Annotated in this window: 15 protein-coding genes; 7 read left to right on the forward strand and 8 right to left on the reverse strand. The window is 64.6% G+C overall.

Going from position 1 to position 23,407, the window contains the following annotated elements:
* Positions 1-5 precede the first annotated feature (5 nt).
* The 7 genes from dnaJ to hrcA form a co-directional block, all read right to left on the reverse strand.
* The gene (dnaJ, locus tag LPA34_RS03580; protein ID WP_228975005.1) at positions 6-1,142 is read right to left on the reverse strand and encodes a molecular chaperone DnaJ; all 1,137 of its coding nucleotides are present in this window, start codon (positions 1,140-1,142) and stop codon (positions 6-8) included.
* 266 nt (positions 1,143-1,408) lie between these two features.
* On the reverse strand, positions 1,409-3,361 hold the full coding sequence (gene dnaK, locus LPA34_RS03585) for a molecular chaperone DnaK (RefSeq protein ID WP_228975008.1): 1,953 nt from the start codon (positions 3,359-3,361) through the stop codon (positions 1,409-1,411).
* A 153-nt stretch (positions 3,362-3,514) separates the two neighbouring features.
* The gene (locus tag LPA34_RS03590; protein WP_228975009.1) at positions 3,515-3,952 is read right to left on the reverse strand and encodes a thioredoxin family protein; all 438 of its coding nucleotides are present in this window, start codon (positions 3,950-3,952) and stop codon (positions 3,515-3,517) included.
* A 43-nt stretch (positions 3,953-3,995) separates the two neighbouring features.
* Complete coding sequence (gene grpE, locus LPA34_RS03595) at positions 3,996-4,577, reverse strand: nucleotide exchange factor GrpE (RefSeq protein ID WP_228975012.1); 582 nt, start codon at positions 4,575-4,577, stop codon at positions 3,996-3,998.
* A gap of 525 nt (positions 4,578-5,102) precedes the next feature.
* The gene (locus tag LPA34_RS03600) at positions 5,103-5,510 is read right to left on the reverse strand and encodes an RNA-binding S4 domain-containing protein (protein WP_228975013.1); all 408 of its coding nucleotides are present in this window, start codon (positions 5,508-5,510) and stop codon (positions 5,103-5,105) included.
* 68 nt (positions 5,511-5,578) lie between these two features.
* Positions 5,579-6,658 (reverse strand): ferrochelatase, encoded by a 1,080-nt coding sequence (gene hemH / locus LPA34_RS03605; protein ID WP_228975016.1) that lies wholly within the window; start codon positions 6,656-6,658, stop codon positions 5,579-5,581.
* A gap of 164 nt (positions 6,659-6,822) precedes the next feature.
* Positions 6,823-7,842 carry a heat-inducible transcriptional repressor HrcA gene (gene hrcA / locus LPA34_RS03610; RefSeq protein WP_228975019.1) on the reverse strand — a complete coding sequence of 340 codons (1,020 nt, stop codon included), beginning with the start codon at positions 7,840-7,842 and terminating at the stop codon, positions 6,823-6,825.
* A gap of 296 nt (positions 7,843-8,138) precedes the next feature.
* Here hrcA and LPA34_RS03615 point away from each other — a divergent pair, with 296 nt between their 5' ends.
* Together LPA34_RS03615 and recN are read left to right on the forward strand one after the other, a co-directional pair.
* Positions 8,139-9,041 (forward strand): NAD kinase, encoded by a 903-nt coding sequence (locus LPA34_RS03615; RefSeq protein ID WP_228975021.1) that lies wholly within the window; start codon positions 8,139-8,141, stop codon positions 9,039-9,041.
* Positions 9,042-9,219: 178 nt separating this feature from the next.
* A complete protein-coding gene (gene recN / locus LPA34_RS03620; protein ID WP_228975022.1) occupies positions 9,220-10,896 on the forward strand; it encodes a DNA repair protein RecN in 1,677 nt (558 codons plus the stop codon).
* 36 nt (positions 10,897-10,932) lie between these two features.
* Here the strand turns inward: recN and glnE are convergent, their stop codons facing one another.
* The gene (gene glnE, locus LPA34_RS03625) at positions 10,933-13,725 is read right to left on the reverse strand and encodes a bifunctional [glutamate--ammonia ligase]-adenylyl-L-tyrosine phosphorylase/[glutamate--ammonia-ligase] adenylyltransferase (RefSeq protein ID WP_228975024.1); all 2,793 of its coding nucleotides are present in this window, start codon (positions 13,723-13,725) and stop codon (positions 10,933-10,935) included.
* 235 nt (positions 13,726-13,960) lie between these two features.
* Between glnE and LPA34_RS03630 the strand changes: the two genes are divergently transcribed.
* From LPA34_RS03630 to LPA34_RS03650, 5 genes are all read left to right on the forward strand, one after another.
* Positions 13,961-18,229, forward strand: a complete 4,269-nt coding sequence (locus LPA34_RS03630; protein ID WP_228975027.1) for a YhdP family phospholipid transporter — start codon at positions 13,961-13,963, stop codon at positions 18,227-18,229.
* 147 nt (positions 18,230-18,376) lie between these two features.
* Positions 18,377-19,216: a carbon-nitrogen hydrolase family protein gene (locus tag LPA34_RS03635; RefSeq protein WP_228975029.1), complete on the forward strand. Its 840-nt coding sequence runs from the start codon at positions 18,377-18,379 to the stop codon at positions 19,214-19,216.
* Positions 19,217-19,345: 129 nt separating this feature from the next.
* Entirely contained in the window at positions 19,346-20,812 is a 1,467-nt protein-coding gene (tldD, locus tag LPA34_RS03640) for a metalloprotease TldD (RefSeq protein ID WP_228975030.1), read from the forward strand.
* Between the two features lie 381 nt (positions 20,813-21,193).
* Complete coding sequence (aroG, locus tag LPA34_RS03645) at positions 21,194-22,267, forward strand: 3-deoxy-7-phosphoheptulonate synthase AroG (protein WP_228975031.1); 1,074 nt, start codon at positions 21,194-21,196, stop codon at positions 22,265-22,267.
* Positions 22,268-22,648: 381 nt separating this feature from the next.
* Positions 22,649-23,404: an acetoacetate decarboxylase gene (locus LPA34_RS03650; RefSeq protein ID WP_228975032.1), complete on the forward strand. Its 756-nt coding sequence runs from the start codon at positions 22,649-22,651 to the stop codon at positions 23,402-23,404.
* Positions 23,405-23,407 lie beyond the last annotated feature (3 nt).

The following is a 23,407-nucleotide window of genomic DNA, read 5'->3' on the forward strand; positions in this document are numbered from 1 at the left end:
TTCCGTTAATCGAAGAAGCTCTTCACCCGGTCAAACCAGCTCTTGCTTTGCGGGCTGTGCCGCGCGCCGCCCTCGACGAGCGACTTCTCGAACTGCTGCAGGATCTCGCGCTGACCTTCGGTGAGCTTGACCGGCGTCTCGACCTGCACGTGTACGTAAAGATCGCCCGCGATGCTCGAGCGCAAACCCTTGATACCCTTCGCGCGCAGACGGAACGTCTTGCCCGACTGCGTGCCTTCCGGCACCGTGAAGCTCGCGCGGCCCGCCAGCGTCGGCACCTCGATTTCACCGCCCAGCGCCGCCGTCGTGAACGGAATCGGCATCTGGCAATGGAGGTCGTCGCCGTCGCGCTCGAACACCGTGTGCTGCTTGATGTGAATCTCGACGTACAGGTCGCCCGACGGACCACCGTTGATACCCGGCTCGCCGTTGCCGGCCGAACGGATACGCATGCCGTCGTCGATACCCGCCGGGATCTTCACTTCGAGCGTCTTGGTTTCCTTGGTCTTGCCTGCGCCATGGCAGTGTGTGCAAGGCTCAGGAATGTAGGTGCCGGTGCCATGACACTTCGGGCAGGTCTGCTGGATGCTGAAGAAACCCTGCGACATCCGCACCGCGCCCGAGCCGCTACAGGTCGGGCAGGTTTCCGGCTTGGTGCCCGGCTTCGCGCCGGAGCCATGGCAGATTTCGCACGAAACCCAGCTCGGCACGCGGATTTGCGTGTCGTAGCCATGCGCGGCCTGCTCGAGCGTGATTTCCATGCTGTAGCGCAGATCGGCGCCGCGATACACCTGCGGACCCGCGCGGCCACCGCCGCGTGCCGCACCGCCGGCCGCCTGGCCGAAGATGTCGCCGAAGATGTCGCCGAAAGCGTCGGCGAAGCCACCGAAACCCTGCTGGCCTCCGCCCATGTTCGGATCGACACCTGCGTGGCCGTACTGGTCGTACGCCGCACGCTTTTGCGAGTCCGAGAGCATTTCGTAGGCTTCCTTCACCTCCTTGAAATGCTCTTCCGCATCCTTGTTGCCCGGATTGCGGTCGGGGTGGTGCTTCATCGCGAGCTTGCGATAAGCCTTCTTGATTTCGTCGTCGCTCGCGTTCTTCGCGACGCCCAGAACCTCGTAGTAATCCCGTTTCGCCATTTCGGTTCAACGCCAGCCGCGCAATCCGGCGCGGCGGCTCCTTATGAATGCTGGAGTCTTCCGACTCGTCCGGCCGCGTTTTTATCCGTTACAACGGACAAAATCCACGCCCTCCATAAAACAAATGTGCCCGGAGAACCCAAAGGGCTCGCCAGGCGCGCTCATCATCGACTCGCGGTCACACGCCCGAGCGGGCGCGAACCGTTCTGCAGCCGGGCGGTGCATCGCTTCCGATGCACCGCCTTGAGGTTGATGTTCAACCCGGCCTAGTCCTTCTTCACTTCCTTGAACTCGGCGTCGACGACGTCGTCTTCCGGCTGGCTCGCGCCGCCTTGCGACTGACCCGCACCGGCTGCACCCGCCGCACCTTCCGCACCTTGCTGGGCTGCCTGCATGTCGGCGTACATCTTTTCGCCCAGCTTCTGCGACGACGTTGCAACCACTTCGATCTTCGCTTCGATCGCTGCCTTGTCGCTCGAACCGCTCTTCAGCGTTTCTTCGAGGTCCTTCAGTGCGGCTTCGATCTTTTCCTTTTCAGCGGCTTCGATCTTGTCGCCGTACTCGGTCAGCGCCTTCTTCGTGCTGTGAACGAGTGCGTCGCCCTGGTTACGGACATCGGCCAGCTCACGCAGCTTATGGTCTTCTTCCGCGTTCGCTTCCGCGTCCTTCACCATCTTTTCGATTTCAGCCTCGGACAGACCCGAGTTCGCCTTGATCGTGATACGGTTTTCCTTGCCGGTCGCCTTGTCTTTCGCGCCGACGTGCAGAATGCCGTTCGCGTCGATGTCGAAGCTCACCTCGATCTGCGGCACGCCGCGCGGTGCCGGCGGGATGCCTTCGAGGTTGAACTCGCCGAGCAGCTTGTTGCCCACTGCCATTTCGCGTTCGCCCTGGAACACCTTGATCGTCACGGCGCCCTGATTGTCGTCAGCCGTCGAGTAGACCTGCGCATGCTTGGTCGGGATCGTCGTGTTCTTGTTGATCATCTTCGTCATCACGCCGCCGAGCGTTTCGATGCCGAGCGACAGCGGGGTCACGTCGAGCAGCAGCACGTCGGTGCGGTCGCCCGACAGAACCTGCCCCTGAATCGCAGCGCCCACGGCGACGGCTTCGTCCGGGTTCACGTCACGACGCGGCTCCTTGCCGAAGAACTCCTTCACCTTTTCCTGCACCTTCGGCATACGCGTCATGCCGCCGACGAGAATCACGTCGTCGATTTCGCCGACCTTCACGCCTGCGTCCTTGATCGCCGTGCGGCACGGTTCGATCGTGCGTTCAATCAGCTCTTCAACCAGCGCTTCGAGCTTCGCACGCGTAATTTTCAGGTTCAAGTGCTTCGGACCCGACGCGTCGGCCGTGATGTACGGCAGGTTGATTTCGGTCTGCGCGCTCGACGACAGTTCGATCTTCGCCTTTTCAGCCGATTCCTTCAGGCGTTGCAGCGCGAGCACGTCCTTCGACAGATCGACGCCCTGCTCTTTCTTGAATTCGCCAATGATGTAATCGATGATGCGCTGGTCGAAGTCTTCACCGCCGAGGAACGTATCGCCGTTCGTCGAGAGCACTTCGAACTGCATTTCGCCGTCAACGTCGGCGATTTCGATGATCGACACGTCGAACGTACCGCCGCCGAGGTCGTACACGGCGATCTTGCGGTCGCCCTTTTCGGCCTTGTCCAGACCAAATGCGAGCGCGGCTGCGGTCGGTTCGTTGATGATCCGCTTCACTTCCAGGCCGGCGATGCGGCCTGCATCCTTGGTAGCCTGACGCTGGCTGTCGTTGAAGTACGCGGGAACCGTGATCACGGCTTCGGTGACCGGCTCGCCGAGGTAGTCTTCAGCGGTCTTCTTCATCTTGCGCAGCGTTTCCGCGGAGATTTGCGGCGGAGCGAGCTTCTGGTCGCGCACTTCGACCCATGCATCGCCGTTATCGGCTTTCATGATCTTGTACGGCATCAGAGCGATGTCTTTCTGCACTTCCTTTTCTTCGAAGCGGCGGCCGATCAGGCGCTTGACGGCGTACAGCGTGTTCTTCGGGTTCGTGACCGACTGACGCTTGGCCGGTGCGCCGACGAGAATCTCGCCGTCTTCCATGTAAGCGATGATCGACGGCGTGGTGCGCGCGCCTTCCGAGTTCTCGATCACCTTGACCGAGTTGCCTTCCATGATCGCCACGCACGAGTTCGTGGTGCCGAGGTCAATACCGATGATTTTGCCCATTTTTCCTGATCTCCTGAACTTTGATCGCAGCGAAAGGCGCGCCCCGTCTTGAGGATTGGCGGCGCACTTCGCCTTCAATTCATACCTGCACTCAAAATAAGTGCATCCGCATCGTTTTCAAGACCCTGAATGCAATGCGGTCATTAATATTTTTCAATCGCCCGGCCCGGCCATGCGGTTTTCCAGTGTGGCACCACCTTCATCCGTCACAGCGGCGACGATTTTCGCCCGCGTCGCCGCGACGGCGGCCTCGAACTGGCCGATGCCATGCCAGCCGGTTGCCCGGCCAAGGCGTTTGCCACGGTGGAAGAAAAACCACGTCGGCACGCCGTGCAGCAAGAAGCGACGGCCCAGTTCGCGGTGCTCGTAGACGTTGCAGTGGAACCATTTGAGCCCGAGCGCGCGGATCGCGTCCGGCTGCGTCAGCATCGCCTTCTTCGCGATTTCGCAGTTAAAGCACTCGAAACCCCAAAAGAAGACGACCGCCAGTTCATCTCCGGCCGAAACAAGGCCGGCGTCGAACGTTTCGGCGCTCAGCTCCTGCATGTCGAAGACGGAGAACGCGGTGGCATCGACGGGAATGCTGGTCATGACAACAATGCTACGGGCGGGACCGGACGACTGACTGCCGCGCTTACTTCGGCGCCGCGACGGTCACGAGTGCCGGACGCAGCACGCGGTCGGCAATCACGTAACCCTTTTGCAGCACAGCGACGACCGTGTTCGCTTCCTGCTCGGCCGGCACCATCGAAATGGCCTGGTGGCGATGCGGGTCGAACTTCTCGCCGACCGGGTTCAGAGCAACGACGCGCCCCTTCTCCAGCGCGCCCGTCAACTGGCGCAGCGTGAGCTCGACGCCTTCGCGGACCTTTGCCAGGTCGTCCGAGTTGTGCGCGAGCGCGGCTTCGAGGCTGTCGAGCACCGGCAGCAGATGTTCAGCGAAGCTCTCGATCGCGAACTTGTGTGCCTTCGCGACGTCGTCCTGGCCGCGGCGGCGCACGTTCTCCGTCTCGGCCTTCGCGCGCAGGAAGCTCTCCTGCAGTTCGACAATCTTCGCCTGCGCTTCAGCGAGTGCCGTATCAGCAGACTCAACCTGTGCCGTTCCTTCCGGCTGGGCCGTAGCCGTAGCGGCAGCAGTGGCATCAGCGGCCGCGCGACCGGTTTCGTCCGCGGGCGTGGGATTCTGGCTGGTCGGATTCTCTTGCGTGTTTTCCATGTCGCTGAAAGTCGTTAAAAAATAAAAGGCACGGCGGCGTCTTCATTCCATGCGCGCCCTGACGAGCGTTGCACGGACACAACAAGCCGCCGCTTGTCGATGGTGCAAATGGGGTCCGCACTGGCGTTTTCAAGTCCATTCACACCCCGGTTCGCACCCGGAACGTGCGGTGAAACTGGCCGTTACAACAATCACACGACCGTCATCAGATTGAGATTGAGCCCGATGCGCGACTGTCCTAAACTCCACTCAGACGTCCGAAAAGACACGTTTACCCTAACAGTCGTAATCTTCTTTCCGGATCGCTGCTGTTTTCACTGCTGTCACTGTCGTTATTGCCTTACCACCTGGCCAGAACGCCGTTTCAATCCCGCATCTTTCAGGGGAGTACCGTGAAACTGACCCTTGCAATTTCGGTGGTCGCCCTGGTACTCATCGCGGGCACCACGACCATATGTATGTCTGGCGCCGTCAACGAAAGCACGACGGAATACGGTGGCGTGCATCAGACAATGGAAAAACTTTTCAATCCGCACCTGAAAGTTTGTCGATAACGCGCCGGTCGCGTTTGGTCGGCCGGCCGTGCATGCTGGCGGCCGGTTCGCGATACGTCTTGCGCCGGTCCTGTTCCGCCAGCCGTTTTTCCCTGCCTTCAGCTGTTTCAGCGTAGAGCGTCTGCGCGACGCTCGCCGGGCCGCGCACGTCGCAGATGCCCAGCACTTCCAGTTGCCACAGAACCTGCTCGATCTGGATCTCGACCGGGTCGCCCACCCGCACGTCCTTCGACGGCTTGACCGTCGCGCCGCCGATCCGCACACGTCCTTTCTCGACCGCGTCCGCCGCGAGCGAACGCGTCTTGAAGAAGCGCGCGGCCCACAGCCATTTGTCGATCCGCAGACGCGCACCGGGCCCGGTATCAATTCTGTAGTTCATTGAAGCTCTTCCAATCCTGATCAATTATTCAGCCTGTTTCCGACCCGTTCCCCGTTCGTTGTCGACCATCACGCCTGGGCCACCGCGGCGCCCTGCGCAGGCGCCGGCTGAATGACCGGCCAGCCTTGCAGATGTTGCGCGACGATCTCGCCCAGCGCCGCGATCCACGGCGAAGAAGCATTGACGCACGGGATACGGTGAAACTCCTTGCCGCCCGCGTGCAGAAATTCGTCGCGCACTTCAAGGCCGACTTCCTCGATCGTCTCCAGACAATCAGCTGTGAAACCGGGGCAAAACACGTCCGCGCGCCGCACGCCTGCCTGCCCAAGCTCCTTCAGCGTGGGCGCGGTATAGGGCTGCAGCCACTCGGCGCGCCCAAAACGCGACTGGAACGTGATGCGGCACTCCACCGGCGACAGGTGCAGCGCGTTCATCAGCAGCGCGCCGGTCTGCTGGCATTGCTCGTGATACGGATCGCCGAGATCGAGCGTGCGTTTCGGCACGCCGTGAAAACTCAACACCAGCTTGTCGCCATTCGCGAAATCCGGCTGGCCGTGCGTCTGCCAGTAGTGCCGCACCTGCGCGGCGAGCGCGGCGATATATGCCGGATGGTCGCAATAGTGACGCACCGTGCGCACTTCCGGCTGGTTGCGCATGCGCCGCAACGCAACGAATGCGTCGTCGAATGCCGTGGCCGTGGTGGACGACGAATACTGCGGATACATCGGCATCAACAGCACCCGCTCGGCGCCCGACAGTTTCAACTGCTTCAGCATCGCGGGAATGCCCGGTGTGCCATAGCGCATCGCGTAATCGACGATCACCTGATAGTCGTTCAGATGCAGCAGATGGCGCAGCGCCTCCACCTGCTTTTCGGTGTGGACACGCAGCGGCGAACCCTCCGGCATCCATACGGCCGCGTACTTCTTTGCCGACGCCCGACCACGAAACGGCAGGATCAACAGACGCAGGATCACCTGCCAGATCGCGGCCGGAATCTCGACCACGCGCGGATCGGACAGGAACTGCGCGAGGTAGCGACGCACGGCACGCGGCGTTGGAGCATCCGGCGTGCCGAGATTGATCAGCAACACCGCGACACGATGTGACGTGGCGGACTGCGAAGGCCGCTCGAGATCGAAACGCATATTCAGTTGGCCCGGTGGCGTGCTGCAGGAAATCGGTTCAGGTGGAGCCCATTATAGCGGCCCGGTTTTCCACCGATAGCTGGCCATCCGGCCAGTTGGCGCGGTGCGCGCGGTCGCGCATCATGTGTCTCATGCGATGCGCGACGTGCGGTGCACGCGGGGTGTTACTGCTGGCTGAGGCTCATCGAAAGCAGCCGTGCGGTGATGTCGACGATCGGAATGACACGGTTGTAGGCCATGCGCGTCGGCCCGATCACACCGAGCGTGCCGACGATCTTTCCATTCACCTCGTACGGCGCGGTCACCACGCTCATTTCCTCGATCGGCACCAGATTCGATTCACCGCCGATGAAAATCTGCACGCCCTGCGCGTGACTCGATACGTCGAGCAATTGAAGGAGGCTGGTCTTCTGGTCAAACACATCGAAAAGCTTGCGCAGCCGCGCCATGTCCGACGAAAGGTCGGCGACTTCGAGCAGGTTGCGCTCGCCCGAAATCAGCACGGTCTCGCCCGTGTCGGTGTCGTCGGTGCTGGCGGTCACGGCCGCGTGCATCAGCGTGGTCATGTCGCCGCGCAACTCGTCGATCTCGTCGCGCAGGCGCCGGCGTACCACGTCGAACGAAAGGCCCGCGAAGTGCGCGTTGATGTAATTGGAGGCTTCCACGAGCTGCGACGGCGAGAAGTCGCGCTGGGTGGCCATGATGCGGTTCTGCACGTCGCCTTCGGGCGTCACGATGATAAGCAGGATGCGCTTGTCGGACAGGCGCATGAATTCGATCTGCTTGAATACGTGGCTGCGCCGCGGCGTCAGCACGACGCCCGCGAACTGCGACAGGCTGGAGAGCACGCTCGCCGCCGCCGCGACGATTTTCTGCGGCTCGCCGCCCTGGAGCGTGGTCTTGACCGTGCGCATGACCGCTTCTTCGTCAGCGGCGGATTCGACGGTCAGCATCGTGTCGACGAAAAGACGATAGCCGCGCGGCGTCGGAATGCGCCCGGCCGAGGTGTGCGGGCTGATCACAAGACCGAGATCCTCGAGGTCCGACATCACGTTGCGGATGGTCGCCGGGCTGAGCTCGAGGCCGGAATAGCGGGAAAGCGTGCGCGAGCCGACCGGCTGACCTTCGGCGATATAGCGCTCGATCAGCGTTTTGAGGAGGGTTTGTGCGCGAGGATCTAGCATGAGGGAAAATTTTAGCTCAACGGCGATACTTCAGGGAGCGATCACAAAACGTTTCGCTACAGTCGCGGGTTCGTCGCGTCTGGCGTCCGGCGGCACGCCGCCGGGCGGCCTGTCGTCAGTGGCGGTTCACCATTCTAGCGACAAACCCACACCGGCCGCGCAGCCGCGCCCGCCAGCGGGCAAAGTAGCGGCAGGCGCCACCACTCACGGCGCGTTGCCAGGTCCGCCGTCCTGCGCGCTGTTGCGACAGCAGGTGAAAGGTTCTTTTCGACACACAGCTATGGTGTAATGCCGGCATGCAAGTTACCAGCCAGTTCAAGACCGTTGCGCTAGTCGGGCGCAGCCACACGCCAGGCATCGGCGAGCCGCTGACGGAGCTCGCGTCGTGCATCGCGCGGCGCGGCTTCGACGTCGTGTTCGAAGCGGACACCGCCCAGGAAATCGGCGTGACCGGCTATCCGGCACTGCGTCCCGACGAGATCGGCGCACGTGCGGACGTCGCGGTGGTGCTGGGTGGTGATGGCACCATGCTCGGCATCGGGCGTCAGCTCGCGCCCTACCGCACGCCGCTGATCGGCATCAACCATGGCCGGCTGGGCTTCATCACGGATATTCCGATTTCGGACATGCGGGAAATCGTCCCCCAGATGCTGGCGGGCAGTTTCGAGCGGGAAGAACGGACGCTGCTCGAAGCCCGCATCATGCGCGACGGCGAGCCGATCTATCACGCGCTGGCTTTCAACGACGTGGTGGTCAACCGGAGCGGCTTCTCGGGGATGGCGGAACTGCGCGTCTCTGTCGACGGGCGTTTCATGTACAACCAGCGCTCGGACGGCCTGATCGTCGCCACGCCGACCGGGTCGACCGCATATGCGCTGTCGTCGGCGGGGCCGATCCTGCATCCGCGGCTACAGGGTCTCGTGCTCGTGCCGATTGCGCCGCACGCGCTGTCGAACCGCCCGATCGTGATTCCGGACGACTCGGCGGTCAGCATCCAGATCATTTCGGGTCGCGACGTCAACGTGAATTTCGACATGCAGTCGTTCACGGCGCTGGAACTGAACGACACGATCGACGTACGCCGCTCGCGCCACACCGTGCCGTTCCTGCATCCGGTCGGCTACAGCTATTACGCGACGCTGCGCAAGAAGCTTCACTGGAACGAGCACCCGTCGCTCGCGGACGATCCGCCGACGTGAACCATCCGCATACCGTTCACCGGTCGACTCGACTCGCGTGAGCGGGCAGCCGACAGATTGACCTGCATGGCCGCGCAACTGCGCAACCCGACAACCACACAGGAAGCAAAACGCAAGGACACGCAGTGTCACCCGCGCATCGAATTTGCCGCTAAAACAGCTAACCAGACCAGACTCCATGCTTCGCCATCTCTCGATACGCGACTTCGTGATCGTCGCCGCGCTCGATCTCGAATTCGACAGCGGCTTCACGGTTTTCTCCGGTGAAACGGGCGCGGGCAAGTCGATCCTGATCGACGCGCTCGCGCTGACGCTGGGTGCCCGCGCCGACGCAAACGTCGTGCGCACCGGTGAATCGCGCGCTGACATCACGGCTGAATTCGCGACGCACGCGCAGGTCGAACAGTGGCTCGACGAACAGGCGCTCAGCATCGAAGCCGACCCCGCCGACGCGATGCATGGCAGCACAGTGATGCTGCGCCGGGTGATCGATTCGAACGGCCGCTCGCGTGCCTTCATCAACGGCACGCCGGCCACGCTCACGCAGCTGCGCGAAGTCGGCGAAATGCTCGTCGATATTCATGGGCAACACGCGCACCAGTTGCTGATGCGCCCCGACGCGCAACGCGAACTGTTCGACACGCATGCCGGGCTGCTCGACACGGCGTCCAGCGTCACGCGCGCATGGCGCGGCTGGCGCGAAGCGGCGCAGGCGGTCGAAACCGCGCAGACACGCGATCGCGAACTGCAGCTCGAACGCGAGCGGCTTGCCTGGCAGCTCACCGAACTCGACAAGCTCGCGCCGCAACCAGGTGAATGGGAAGAGGTCAACGCCGAACATCATCGGCTGTCGCATTCGGCGAGCCTGATCGAAGGCGTGCAGGGCGCGCTTGGCGCGCTGTCGGAATCCGACGAGGCGATGATCACGCACCTCGGCGCGATCATCTCGAAGGTGCGCGGTCTCGCGGAGATCGATCCCGCGCTCAACGATACGCTCGCCGCGCTCGAGCCCGCCGAAATCCAGTTGCAGGAAGCGGCCTATTCGCTCTCGCATTACGCGCAGCGGCTCGAACTCGATCCCGAGCGGCTCGCCCAGGTCGAGAAGCGCCTTGAAGCATTGCACTCGATGGCGCGCAAATTCCGTCTTCAGCCGCAAACGCTGCCCGAAGAACACGAAACCCGTCGTGCGCAACTCGCCGCACTCGATGCCGCAGCCGATCTCGACAGCCTGCGCGCTGCCGAATCGAAAGCGAAAGACGTGTACTTCGCCGAAGCAAAGGTACTGTCGAAGGCGCGCGCGAAAGCAGCCAAAGCGCTCGGCTCGGCGGTGACGACAGGCATGCAGGAACTGTCGATGACCGGCGGCAGCTTCGAGGTGGCGCTCGTGCCGCTAGCGGAAGGTGGCGCACACGGCACGGAGCAGATCGAGTTTCGCGTCGCGGGTCACGCGGGCGTTCCGCTGCGACCGCTCGCGAAAGTCGCCTCGGGCGGCGAACTGGCGCGGATCAGCCTCGCGCTTGCCGTGATCGCGAGCGCGGCGAGCCTCACGCCGACGCTGATCTTCGACGAAGTGGACACGGGGATTGGCGGCAGCGTCGCGGAAGTCGTCGGGCGGCTGCTGCATCAGCTCGGGCGCGACCGTCAGGTGCTGTGCGTCACGCATTTGCCGCAGGTGGCGGCGCGCGGCGACCATCACTTTCAGGTGGCGAAGAGCGGCAACGGCAAGGGCGGCACGACCAGCAGCGTCACGCCGCTCGACAGGTCGAGCCGCATCGAGGAAGTCGCGCGGATGCTCGGCGGCATCGAGATCACCGCGACCACCCGCAAGCACGCAAAGGAAATGCTGACGGCGTGAGCGGTGCCGCCCGGCGCCCGCGCGCCATGCCGTTCATCACCCGAACACGCGCTTCCACAACCCCAGCACCGCGTCGCGTTCGGCGTGCACCCGCTCCGGCTCGACCCGCGCCTTTTCCATGCCGTCGAGCCGCAGCCGGTGTTGCAGCTTGCGATACGTCCGGTACGCCGCCCCGACCGTCTCCGCCTCTTCCTCGCTCATCAGCCCGAATCGCGACACCTCGCGCAAGAGCGCGATGTTCCCCGTGTTGCGGATCAGTTCGGGGTCGCGCGCGGCGTGCAGCAGCACCCAGTATTGAACGGTGAACTCGATATCGACCATCCCGCCGCGATCGTGTTTCAGATCGAAGAGCTCGGTGCGGTTCGGGTGCCCGGCTTCGACGCGCTGGCGCATCTCGACGATCTCCGCGGCGAGCGGCGCGGCATCGCGCGGCGTCGTCAGCACCTGGGTGCGGATCGCTTCGAAGCGCGCGCCGATCTCCGCGTCGCCAGCGCAGTAACGGGCGCGTGACAGCGCCTGGTGCTCCCACACCCACGCGGTGTTCGCCGCGTCGCCTTCGCGCAGCTGGTAACGCCGGAACGCGTCGAGATCGGTCACCAGCAGCCCCGATTCGCCGTTCGGCCGCAGACGCAGGTCGACGTCGAACAGCGTGCCCGCGCCCGTCGCCATCGTGAGCCATGTGATGAGGCGCCGCGTGAACGTGGCATAGACGTCGGCGGCTGCGTCGTCGGGGTCGTCGTACAGGAAGATCACGTCGAGGTCCGACGCGTAGCCAAGCTCCTTGCCACCGAGCTTGCCGTACGCGATCACCGCGAAGCGCGGCACCTCGCGATGGCGCTTCGCCACCGTCTTCCAGACCGCTTCGAGCGTCACGTCGAGCACGGCGTCAGCGAGTTCGGAGAGCCGGTCACTCACATGCTCGACGCTCAGATGGCCGGCCAGGTCGATCAGCAGGATGCGGAACACCTCCGCCTGGTGCGCGTGGCGCAGCAGGTCCATCTGCTGCTCCACGCCATCGGCCGCGGCGATCCGCGCGCGCAACGACCGCTTGAACTCGGGCCAGTCGAACGGACTCGCGATGGCTTCGTCGTCGAGCAGTTCGTCGAGCAGCTGGGGATGCCGGATCAGATAGCCCGCCGCCCAGCGCGAACCGCCCAGCACCGACAGCACACGGTGCAGCGCCACCGGATATTCCGTCAGCAGCGCGAGGTATACGCCGCGCCGGCTCACTGCTTCGAGCAGATCGAAGAAGCGCGCGATCGTGTCGCCGCGCCGGCCGGCCGGCTCCAGCGTGCGGGCCGCCTCGAGCGCGCGCTGCGCGACGATGTCAAAGCGCTGCCGGCTACGCTCGGCGAGCCCCGCGTAACGCGACGAACGCCAGACGGCACGTAGCCGGTCCAGCAGCTCGCCCGGCTCCTCGACGCCCAGTTCGACGATGCGGGCCCGCAGCGCTTCATCGGCGCTTTCGTCATCGAGCGCGCTGCTCCACACCCAGGCCGCCGCGCCGTCTTCCTGCGCGCCGCAGCCGTTCTGGCCGCTCACCTTGTCGGCGAAAATTTCGTCAAACTGCCGCTCGACGCGTTCGCGATGCCCGTCGAGCGCCGTCATCAGCGCGGCGTAATCGTCGAAACCCATTGTTGTTGCAAGCTGCGCGCGTTCTTCCGGGTCGACCGGCATCGCGTGGGTCTGCGCGTCGTTGCGGTATTGCAGACGGTGTTCGAGGTCGCGCAGAAACCGGTAGGCCTGCGCGAGTTCGGCACACACAGCCGGCGCGATCAGCCCGTGCGCCGCCGCGTGCCGCAGCACCTTCAGCGTGGGCCGCACGCGAAAGCCCGCATCCTGCCCGCCGCGAATCAGCTGGAACACCTGCGCGCTGAACTCGATCTCGCGAATGCCACCACGACCGAGCTTGATGTCGTCGGCCTTGTCGGGACGCATCGAGGCACGGCGCTGCGCCTCCTGGCGAATCTGCAGATGCAGCGAGCGGATCGCCGCGATCACGCCAAAGTCCAGATACCGGCGGTAGATGAACGGCGTGACGATCGCGTCGAGCTGCTTCGACAGACGCTGCGCCGCCTCACTCTCGCCTTCCGAGACGAGCCGGCCCTTGATCCACGCGTAGCGCTCCCATTCGCGGCCCTGCACGTAGAAATACTCTTCGAGCATGCCGACGCTGCACACGAGCGGTCCCGAATCGCCGTTCGGCCGCAGCCGCATGTCGACGCGAAACACGTAGCCGTCGGCGGTGACTTCGGCGAGCGCGGCGATCAACCGCTTGCCAAGACGCGCGAAGAAATCCTGCGTCGCGATTCCCGGGCGCTGGCCGCCGGCCGTCTCGCCGTCCTCTTCGTACAGAAAGATCAGATCGATGTCGGACGATACGTTCAGCTCGCGCCCACCCAGCTTGCCCATGCCGACCACGCCGAGCGTGAGCCGCTCGCCATCGGGGCCGCGCGGCTCGCCATAGAGCGCTTCGAGATCGGCGGACAGCACCGCGAGCGAGCGCTGGATCGTCGCCTCGGCGAGATCGGTCATCGTGCCGGTGACTTCGGCGACGTCCGCGCGGCCCGACAGATCGCGCTCCATGACCGCGCAGAACACCTCGGTGCGCAACTGGCGCAGCGCCTTTTTCAGTGCATCTTCGGTGAGCGGTGCAGTGGACGCCAGGCCGCCCGCGCCGGTCAGTTCGTCGAGCCGCGCGTCGATCTGCGCGCGGGTGACGGGCGCCGCCGCGAGCGCCGTCACGCGTGCCGCGAGTTCGGGTCGGGCCGCCGCGGCGCGCGCCGCGTAGTGCGACCAGGCGGAACTCATCAGGGTGGAATCAGTCATCTAAGGTCTGGCTCGCTCGTTGCTTCATCGATTACGACGCACGGGGCACGCAACAGCCGCGCAGGACGGATCCGGCGAAGTCGCCAGCCGGGCGCTCCGGATCACTTCAGCGTACTGTCCTGTTGCGTCGCAAGGCTTGCTGGCCGGACGTTTCACCGAGTGCCCGTAGCCGTTGGCCTGTGTGTTACATTTCGTCGTCAGACCGCAAAACTACCATACGCCCACCCGCCGCCGCATGTCCGAGCGAAACGAATCCGCCGACCCGCACGAGGCCGGACACGCCAGGCCCAGCAGCGGGAGCGACCATGTGGTGCTGCGCCATACGCTGCGAGTCGTTCTCGCGATCGCGCTGGTGCTGTACTTCATCGTGGTGGGCCTCTTTCTGGGTTTGCGCTACGCGGTCCTGCCGCACGTCGATGCGCTCCGTCCGCGCATCGAGGCCGCCGTCTCGTCGAAGTTGCACGCGCAACTGGACATCGGCCAGTTGACGCCGCACTGGACAGGTTTCCAGCCCGGCATCGATATCGCCAACGTCACGATCCGCGACCGCGACGGCAACACCGCACTCACCATTCCGCACGCCACCGCGACGCTGTCGTGGCGCTCGCTCGTGCAGTTCGAGCCGGTGATGTCGAGCCTGGTCGTCGACCAGCCCGACGTCCTGATCGCACGCGGCACCGACGGCGTGCTTTCGGTGGCCGGCGTACCGCTACCCACCCGCCATACCGGCAACGATGCGTTCACCACCTGGCTGCTTCGCCAGCAGGCGATCGTGCTTCGCGGCGGGACGCTGCGCTGGCGCGACGCGCGTCACGACGCACCCGAGATCAGGCTGCACGATATCCGCCTCGCGATCCTCAACGACGGCTACGAGCATCGTTTCGCCCTGCAGGCGCCCGCCGAGGGCACCGTGCTGCACGGCCCGCTCGACTTCCGCGCGCACTTTCGCCACGCGCCGCTCTCGGCGGTCGGCAAGCCGGTCAACTGGAAAGGTCAGGCGTATCTGTCGACCGGCCCGGTCGATCTGCCGACGCTCGCGCGTTATATGGATTTCCCGGTCGAGACCTACGCGGGCCGCATCGACAACGCCATCTGGATCGACTTCGCCGAAGGCCGGATGACATCCGCGGGCGGGCATCTGGCCGGCACCGACGTGTCGATGCGCGTGCATCCGACGCAGCCGAGGCTCGACGTGCCAGTCGCCGATTTCACATGGCACGTCGATCTGGCGAGCCGCGACTTCACGCTGCAACTGCGCGACCTGCACGCCGAGCTCGGCCAGCCGCCGCTCGATGACGGCACGCCGGTCACGCGCACGCTCACGCTCGCGACGCTGAACGCACGTTACCGGATGCCGAGCATCCAGCACGGGCAACTGATCAGCGTCAACGGCGATCGCGTCGACCTCGGCATCCTCGCGGAATTCAGCCGGGCACTGCCGTTGCCGCGCAGACTGCTGAACAACCTCGTGCGCTTCAATCCGCGCGGGCTGGTCGCCAATTACGTGATCGAAATCGAACGGGACAAGCCCGATGCTGGCGAAGCCGCCGCCGAGCAGCGTTCGGCGGGTGCCGAGCCGATCGTGCACTACCGCTTCAAGGGCGATCTGCAGGGCATCAGCGTGGCCGCGCAGGAACCGCCGCCCGGTCTCACGAAACTGAACCACCCACGCGCGGGTATTCCGGGCGTCGAGAACCTGTGGGGAAGCGTCGATGCCGATGAGAACCACGGCTCCATCACGCTCGACACCGAGAAGGTCGCCGTCACGCTACCTGGTGTATTCGACGACCCACGCCTGACGTTCGACCGGATGACCGGCCACGGCCAGTGGGAAATCAAGCCGGCCCCGCCGGGCGAACAGCACAAGGCGTTCACGTTCAGGATGTCCGATTTCGCGGTCGCGAACGCGGACGCCGCCGCGAAGCTCACCGCGAACTACACGAACCCCGGCCACGGGCGCGGCTCGCTCGATCTGACCGCCGTGTTCGACCGCGCCGCCGTGTCGCGAATCCCACGCTATCTGCCCACCAGCATCAGCGAGAAGCTGCGCCTGTATCTCGGCCACGGTCTGCAGGCCGGCACGTCGCACGGGGGAACAATCGATGTGCATGGCAATCTCGACAAATTCCCCTACTCGCGCGACCCGACCGCAGGCGTCTTTCGCATCGTCGCGCCGTTTCGCGGCGGCCGCTTCGAGCCGTCGCCGTTTCCGCCGCGCAAGCTGAAGGACGGCACACCGAGCGTCTGGCCCGCGCTCGACGGCATCGACGGCAAGTTCGAACTGAAGGAAAACGTGCTGCGCTTCGATGTCGACCATGCGCATTACAGGCGCGTCGCGCTCGGCAAGGTTTCCGGGAAGATCGACGATCTCGGCACCAAGGCGTCGAACTTCGTCATCGTGGGCGACGCGCACGGCCCGCTCGCCGACATGCTCGACTACGTGAACCACAGCGCGCTCGGTGGCATTTCGAAACACGCCGGCGAAAAGCTGCATGCCGAGGGTCCGGCGACGCTCGCGCTCAAACTGACGCTGCCGCGCACGCCGATGCCGCACGTTGCCATCGAAGGCGCGCTCGGATTCCAGAACAACCAGCTCGCGATGGAGAAGTTGCCGCCGCTCTCGCAGATCAACGGCAAGCTGCATTTCACGGAGCACACCGCCCGGACCGACCGGCTGTCCGCGCGCTTTCTCGGCGGCGACGTCCGTGCGAACGGCGGATACCGGCAGGACGGCACCTACGCGTTCGACGTCGCCGGCCACATCAGCGTCGACGCCGCGCGCGGGCTGAACCTGCGCGGCCCGGCCACCCAGGTGCTCGCGCACATGAGCGGCAGCGCGCCGTACCAGATGAACATTCACGGCGCGAAGGGCCGCCTGCCGGACGTCACCATGAATTCCGATCTGACCGGCCTCGCGCTGGACCTCCCCGCGCCGTTCAACAAGCCGATGGGCGAGCCGATGCCGCTGCGCTTCACGCTCCGGCCACCAGCGGATACTTCGCCGGCGGGCGCGCCGGTGGCGCCCAGACCGGCGGGGAAAGCGGGCGAGCCCCCTTCGTCCGCGGGAACCGCGGAAACACCCGCCCCCGGCGACGCCAGCCTGCAACGCGCCGACCTCACCTTCGGCCCGATCACCGCGACTTACCTGCTGCGCCACGACCCGAAAGCGCCGCTGACGGTCGTACGTGGCGCGATCGGCATCAACAAGCCGGCCGATCTGCCGTCTGAGGGCGTCACCGCAGCAGTCGACGTCGAACATTTCGACGCCGACGCGTGGCGCGCGCTCGTCGCGCAGATGCGCAGCGGCAGCAAGGACGCCATGCAACCCGGCGTTCCGAACGCGACGGCGCAGCAGTTCCTGCCGACCCGCTTCGCGGTCCACATCGGCACGCTCACGCTCCTCAAGCGCCACTGGGACAACCTGGTGGTCGGCGCCTCGAGCCAGGCCGGCAAGTGGCAGGCCAACATCGGCTCGAGCCAGGTGTCGGGCTACGTGTCGTGGCTGCCGGGCGCGACGAAAGGCTCGCCCGGTACCTTGCAGGCGCGCTTCGCGAAACTCGTGATTCCGTCGGCGAGCGAAAAGGATCTGTTCAGCCGCGCGATGTCGGTGCCGGCGCAGAACATGCCGTCGGTCGATCTGATCGTGAACGAGCTGATCGTGCGCGAGCGCAATCTCGGCCGGCTGGAAGTCGACGCGCACAATTTCGACGAGGACGGCGTGCCCGTCTGGCAACTGGACAAGCTCGACCTCAGCAACCCGGCCGCGACCCTGAGCGCGACCGCGAAGTGGCGCACCGACGAAACAATCGCCGGCAGCACCGAGGAAGCCGTGCCCCGCCGCACGGCGGTCGATTTCAAGCTCGACATCAGGGACGCGGGCGCGCTGCTCGAACGCGCCGGCGTCGCCCATGCGGTCAAGTACGGCTCGGGCACGTTGTCGGGCCAGCTCGCGTGGATCGGCGGCCCGACCGCGATCAATTACCCGACGCTCGGCGGCACGCTCGCCCTCGACCTGCGTCACGGACAGATCCTGAAGGTCGATCCGGGTGTCGCCAAGCTGCTCGGCGTGGTGAGCCTGCAAAGCTTCGCGCGCTTCGCCACGCTCAATTTCCGCGACGTGATCGGCGAAGGCCTGCCGTTCGAGCGCGTGACGGGCGCCGCGAAGATCGACGAAGGCGTCGGCCGCACGGACAACTTCGAGATGGTCACCGCACCGGCGCGCGCCGACATGAAGGGCACCGTCGACCTCGCCCACGAAACGCAGGACCTGCGCGTGCACATCACGCCGACGGTGAGCGCGGGCGCCGGCGTGATCGCCGCGGCGATCATCAACCCGCTGTTCGGTCTTGGCGCGCTGGTCGCTGACTTCGCGCTATCGCAGTCGATCAGCCACGCGTTCGCGATGGACTACGCGATCACCGGCCCGTGGTCCAAACCGCATGTCGAGCGGGTCCATGACGATCGCGGTAAGATGGCCGAGCCGGCTCCGACCGCCGTCCACTGAACGCCGATCCGGCCCCAGGCACTGCCGCTGCGCCGTGGCAGGCAGGGTCGGCGGTGGTGCCATGAATTGTCCCGGCGTGTGTCCCGTTCCGCGAGGTGTGCGGAACCGGAACGCGCGCCGCCCAGCCGGGAGTCTTTCGAAACGCCCATGAGCGATCAACACGCCGCTTCACAGTCTGCCCCTGCGTCGTTCCGGGTCGCCGCGCTCCAGATGGTGAGCACACCGGATCGCGACCGCAACCTCGCCGAAGCCGGCCGCCTCATCGCCGAAGCGGCCGCCGACGGCGCGCAGCTCGTGCTGCTGCCCGAATACTTCTGCTTCATGGGTTTCAGGGACACGGACAAGCTCGCCGTGCGCGAAGCGTGGGGCGACGGTCCGATCCAGCGCTTTCTCGCCGACGCGGCGCGCCGCCACAAGGTCTGGGTCATCGGCGGCACGCTGCCGCTGACCGCGCCGGAAGCCACCCGCGTGCTGAACACGACGCTCGTCTTCGACCCGCAAGGCCGCGAGGCGGCCCGCTACGACAAGATTCACCTCTTCAACTTCGAAAAAGGCGAGGAATCGTTCGATGAGGCGCGCACGATCCGCCCCGGCGACGAAGTCCGCACCTTTGACGCGCCGTTCGGCCGGGTCGGCCTGTCCGTCTGCTACGATCTTCGTTTTCCGGAGCTGTATCGCCGGATGGGCGATTGCGCGATGATCGTCGTGCCGTCCGCGTTCACGTACACCACGGGCCGTGCGCACTGGGAAATGCTGCTGCGCGCACGCGCCGTCGAAAACCAGTGTTACGTGCTGGCCGCGGCCCAGGGCGGCAAACACGAGAACGGCCGCCGCACGTGGGGCCACAGCATGCTGATCGATCCGTGGGGCGAGATCGTGGCCGTGCGGGACGAAGGCGCGGGCGTCGTGACCGGTAATCTCGAACGCGCGCGCATCGATGAAGTTCGCCAGAGCCTGCCCGCCTGGCGGCATCGCGTGCTGACATGAGCGGACCTTAGCCGACATCCCATCGCCGACCAGACTGACCTTGAAAGCGCCGCGCCGAAGATCCATCTGACACCTGACATCGACGCACGCTCCGACCGAATCCTTTGCATTGAAAAGACCAGACCTCGCATGAATATCATCGAACCCGGCATTCGCAACCTCGCAACCGCCAAGGACGTGCTCCTCACGCCGTATGGCCTCGACGAAGGCGTTCTCATCCGCACCCTCGGGGAGATCTTCACGCACCGCATCGATTACGCCGACCTGTATTTCCAGGCGACGCGCAGCGAAGCGTGGAGTCTCGAGGAAGGCATCGTCAAATCGGGCAGCTTCAGCATCGATCAGGGTGTCGGCGTGCGTGCCGTGTCGGGTGACCGGACGGCGTTCGCCTATTCGGACGACCTGTCGCCCGAGGCGATCCGCCAGGCGGCGCTCGCCACGCGGTCGATCGCAAAGGCCGGCGGCGGCAAGCAGAAGATCAAGGTGGCGTCGTCGCTGACCGGCATTGCCGGGCGCGATCTGTACCTGCCGTCCGATCCGCTGCATTCGCTCGACGCGACCGCCAAGGTCAAGCTGCTGGAGCGCATCGAGGAAATGGCGCGCGGCCGCGATCCGCGCATCAAGCAGGTGATGGCGGGCCTCGCCGGCGAATACGACGTCGTGCTGGTCGCGCGCAGCGACGGCGCGCTCGCCGCGGACATCCGTCCGCTCGTGCGCGTGTCGGTCACCGTGATCGCCGAGCAGAACGGCAGGCGTGAAATCGGCAGCGGCGGCGGCGGCGGACGCTTCGACTACGGTTATTTCACCGACGCAATCCTGTCGGGCTACGTCGACGACGCGGTGCACGCCGCGCTCGTGAACCTCGACGCGCGTCCCGCGCCGGCCGGCGCGATGACCGTCGTGCTCGGACCGGGCTGGCCGGGCGTGCTGCTGCACGAAGCGATCGGCCACGGTCTCGAAGGCGACTTCAACCGCAAGGGTTCGTCGGCATTCGCCGGACGGATCGGCGAGCAGGTGGCGGCCAGAGGCGTCACGGTCGTCGACGACGGCACGCTGCCGAACCGTCGCGGCTCGCTCAATATCGACGACGAAGGCAACCCGACGCAGTGCACGACACTGATCGAGGACGGCATCCTGAAGGGCTATATCCAGGACACGCTGAATGCGCGTCTGATGAAGATGCCGGTCACCGGCAACGCGCGCCGCGAATCGTACGCCGCGCTGCCGATGCCGCGCATGACCAACACGTACATGCTGAACGGCGACAAGGATCCACAGGAAATCATCAAATCGGTGAAGAACGGCCTGTATGCGGTGAACTTCGGCGGCGGCCAGGTCGATATCACGAACGGCAAGTTCGTGTTCTCGGCGTCCGAGGCGTACATGATCGAGAACGGCAAGATCAGCTATCCGGTCAAGGGCGCGACGCTGATCGGCAGCGGTCCGGAATCGCTCAAGTTCGTGAGCATGATCGGCAACGACATGAAGCTGGATACCGGCGTCGGCGTGTGCGGCAAGGAAGGCCAGAGCGTGCCGGTCGGCGTCGGCCAGCCGACGCTGCGCATCGACCGCATGACCGTCGGCGGCACGGCCTGATTTGAGCTTCAATGCACGTTTCGTGCGCAAATTGCACGAAACGTGCGGAATATCCGCATTTTTAGTGCCTGATGCTTGTCAGGCGCGCTTGAGCAGGTTATAAAGCCACTCACCCTTTTTCGATGAGCAACGCTTTTTCGCCATGTCTTTCGCCAGGTTTTACTTTTATTTTTTCTGGTATCTCAGACCGCTGGCGGATCGAGAGGGGTGTTAGTGCACGAAACACCGAGAATTCCCGAAAAACCGCCAGCGAGTCTGGCGGTTTTTTTTCGCCTGTCCGCTTCTACCCATTAGCCGTTGAACACCTTTGAGTTTCGTTTGCCGCGGTCTTGAGATCCTTCCCGCGCGAACACGCTACGAACTGAATCCTGGAGAACCAGCATGCCCCCGCACAACACCGACGATGTCCGCATCCGGGAACTGAAAGAACTGACGCCGCCGGCGCACCTGATCCGCGAATTCGCGCTCGACGAAAACGTGTCGAACACGATCTACAGCGCGCGCCAGTCGATGCATCGCATCCTGCACGGCATGGAAGACCGTCTGATCGTCATCATCGGGCCGTGCTCGATTCACGACACGAAGGCCGCGCTCGAATACGCCGGCCGCCTGGTCGAGCAGCGCAAGCGCTTCGCGGGCGAGCTTGAAATCGTGATGCGCGTGTACTTCGAAAAGCCGCGCACGACTGTCGGCTGGAAGGGGCTCATCAACGACCCGTACATGGACAACAGCTTCAAGATCAACGACGGCCTGCGCACCGCGCGCGAGCTGCTGCTGAAGATCAATGAACTCGGCCTGCCGGCCGGCACCGAATACCTCGACATGATCAGCCCGCAGTACATCGCCGATCTGATCTCGTGGGGCGCGATCGGCGCGCGCACGACCGAATCGCAGGTTCACCGCGAACTGGCGTCGGGCCTGTCGTGCCCGGTCGGCTTCAAGAACGGCACGGACGGCAACGTGAAGATCGCCGTCGACGCCATCAAGGCCGCCTCGCAGCCGCACCATTTCCTGTCGGTGACGAAGGGTGGCCATTCGGCGATCGTGTCGACCGCGGGCAATGAGGACTGTCACATCATCCTGCGCGGCGGCAAAACGCCGAACTACGACGCCGAAAGCGTGAACGTTGCGTGCGCCGACATCGGCAAGGCCGGCCTCGCGGCGCGTCTGATGATCGACGCGAGCCACGCGAACAGTTCGAAGAAGCACGAGAACCAGATTCCGGTATGCGCGGACATCGGCCGCCAGATCGCTTCGGGCGACGAACGGATCGTCGGCGTCATGGTGGAATCGCATCTGGTGGCGGGCCGTCAGGATCTGCAGGAAGGCTGCGAACTGACGTACGGCCAGAGCATCACCGACGCGTGCATCGGCTGGGACGAAAGCATCGCCGTCCTCGAAGGGCTCGCCGAATCGGTCAGGCAGCGACGCATCGCGCGCGGCAGCGGCAATTAAGCGCGGGTTGCGCGCGATTTATCCTGGCTGGGCGGGCTCGCTTGAGCCCGCTTCTGGCGATCCATGCCGCCCGGTTGAAGAGACCCGGCGGCATTTCTTTTGCGCGCGCCGCCCGGCGTGCATACATCGGATTCATGACGCTTTCAGGCGCCCATTCCTTTCATTTCGCTACTTCGCCCGCGCTTTTACCCAGGATTCGTCCTACGCCGAAAAGCCTGTTGCGACGCAACAGAAATTGATTGAGTATCTGGAGTGCTGTCTCGCTGCACCGGCTCTGCCCGGTACGGCTGCGCGGCTGTTTTTTGCCTGATCGAATCTCGCCCTGCGCATCCCGCATCGCCTGCGCGACGCGCTCCCCCGAACCCTGTTTTCGGAGATCTCATGAAAATCGAAGAAGTCCGCGAAACCGCATTCTCGATGCCGCTGACGAGCCCCGCTTACCCGATCGGACCGTACCGGTTCGTCAATCGCGAATTCATGATCATCACGTATCGCACGGATATCGAAAAGCTGCGCGCGCTTGTGCCGGAGCCACTCGAGGTCTATACGGATCTCGTGCACTACGAGTTCATCCGCATGCCGGATTCCACCGGCTTCGGCGACTACACGGAGAGCGGCCAGGTCATCCCGGTCAGGTTCAACGGCAAGGCGGGCGCCTATACGCACGCGATGTATCTGGACGATCATCCGCCCATCGCGGGCGGGCGCGAGCTGTGGGGTTTTCCGAAAAAGCTGGCGTCGCCGAAACTGGAAACGCATATCGACTCACTGGTCGGCACGCTGGATTTCGGCCCGGTGCGCATCGCAACGGCCACGATGGGCTACAAGCACACCACGCTCGACGCGGAAGCCGAACGCGTGAAGATGAGTGGCGACAACTACCTGCTGAAGATCATTCCACACGTGGACGGCACACCGCGCATCTGCGAGATCGTTCGCTATCATCTGAAGGACATCACCGTCAAAGGTGCGTGGGGCGGTCCGGCTTCGCTCGCGCTGTCTTCGCATGCGCTCGCACCCGTGGGCGATCTGCCCGTGCTGGAAATCGTCGAGGCACGGCACATCATCGCCGATCTCACGCTGGCGCTCGGTGAAGTGGCGTTCGATTACCTGTCGGCCGATCCGCAGAACCGCTAGAAC

Origin of the sequence: Paraburkholderia gardini (genome assembly GCF_907164575.1) — a bacterium.
Taxonomy (GTDB): domain Bacteria; phylum Pseudomonadota; class Gammaproteobacteria; order Burkholderiales; family Burkholderiaceae; genus Paraburkholderia; species Paraburkholderia gardini.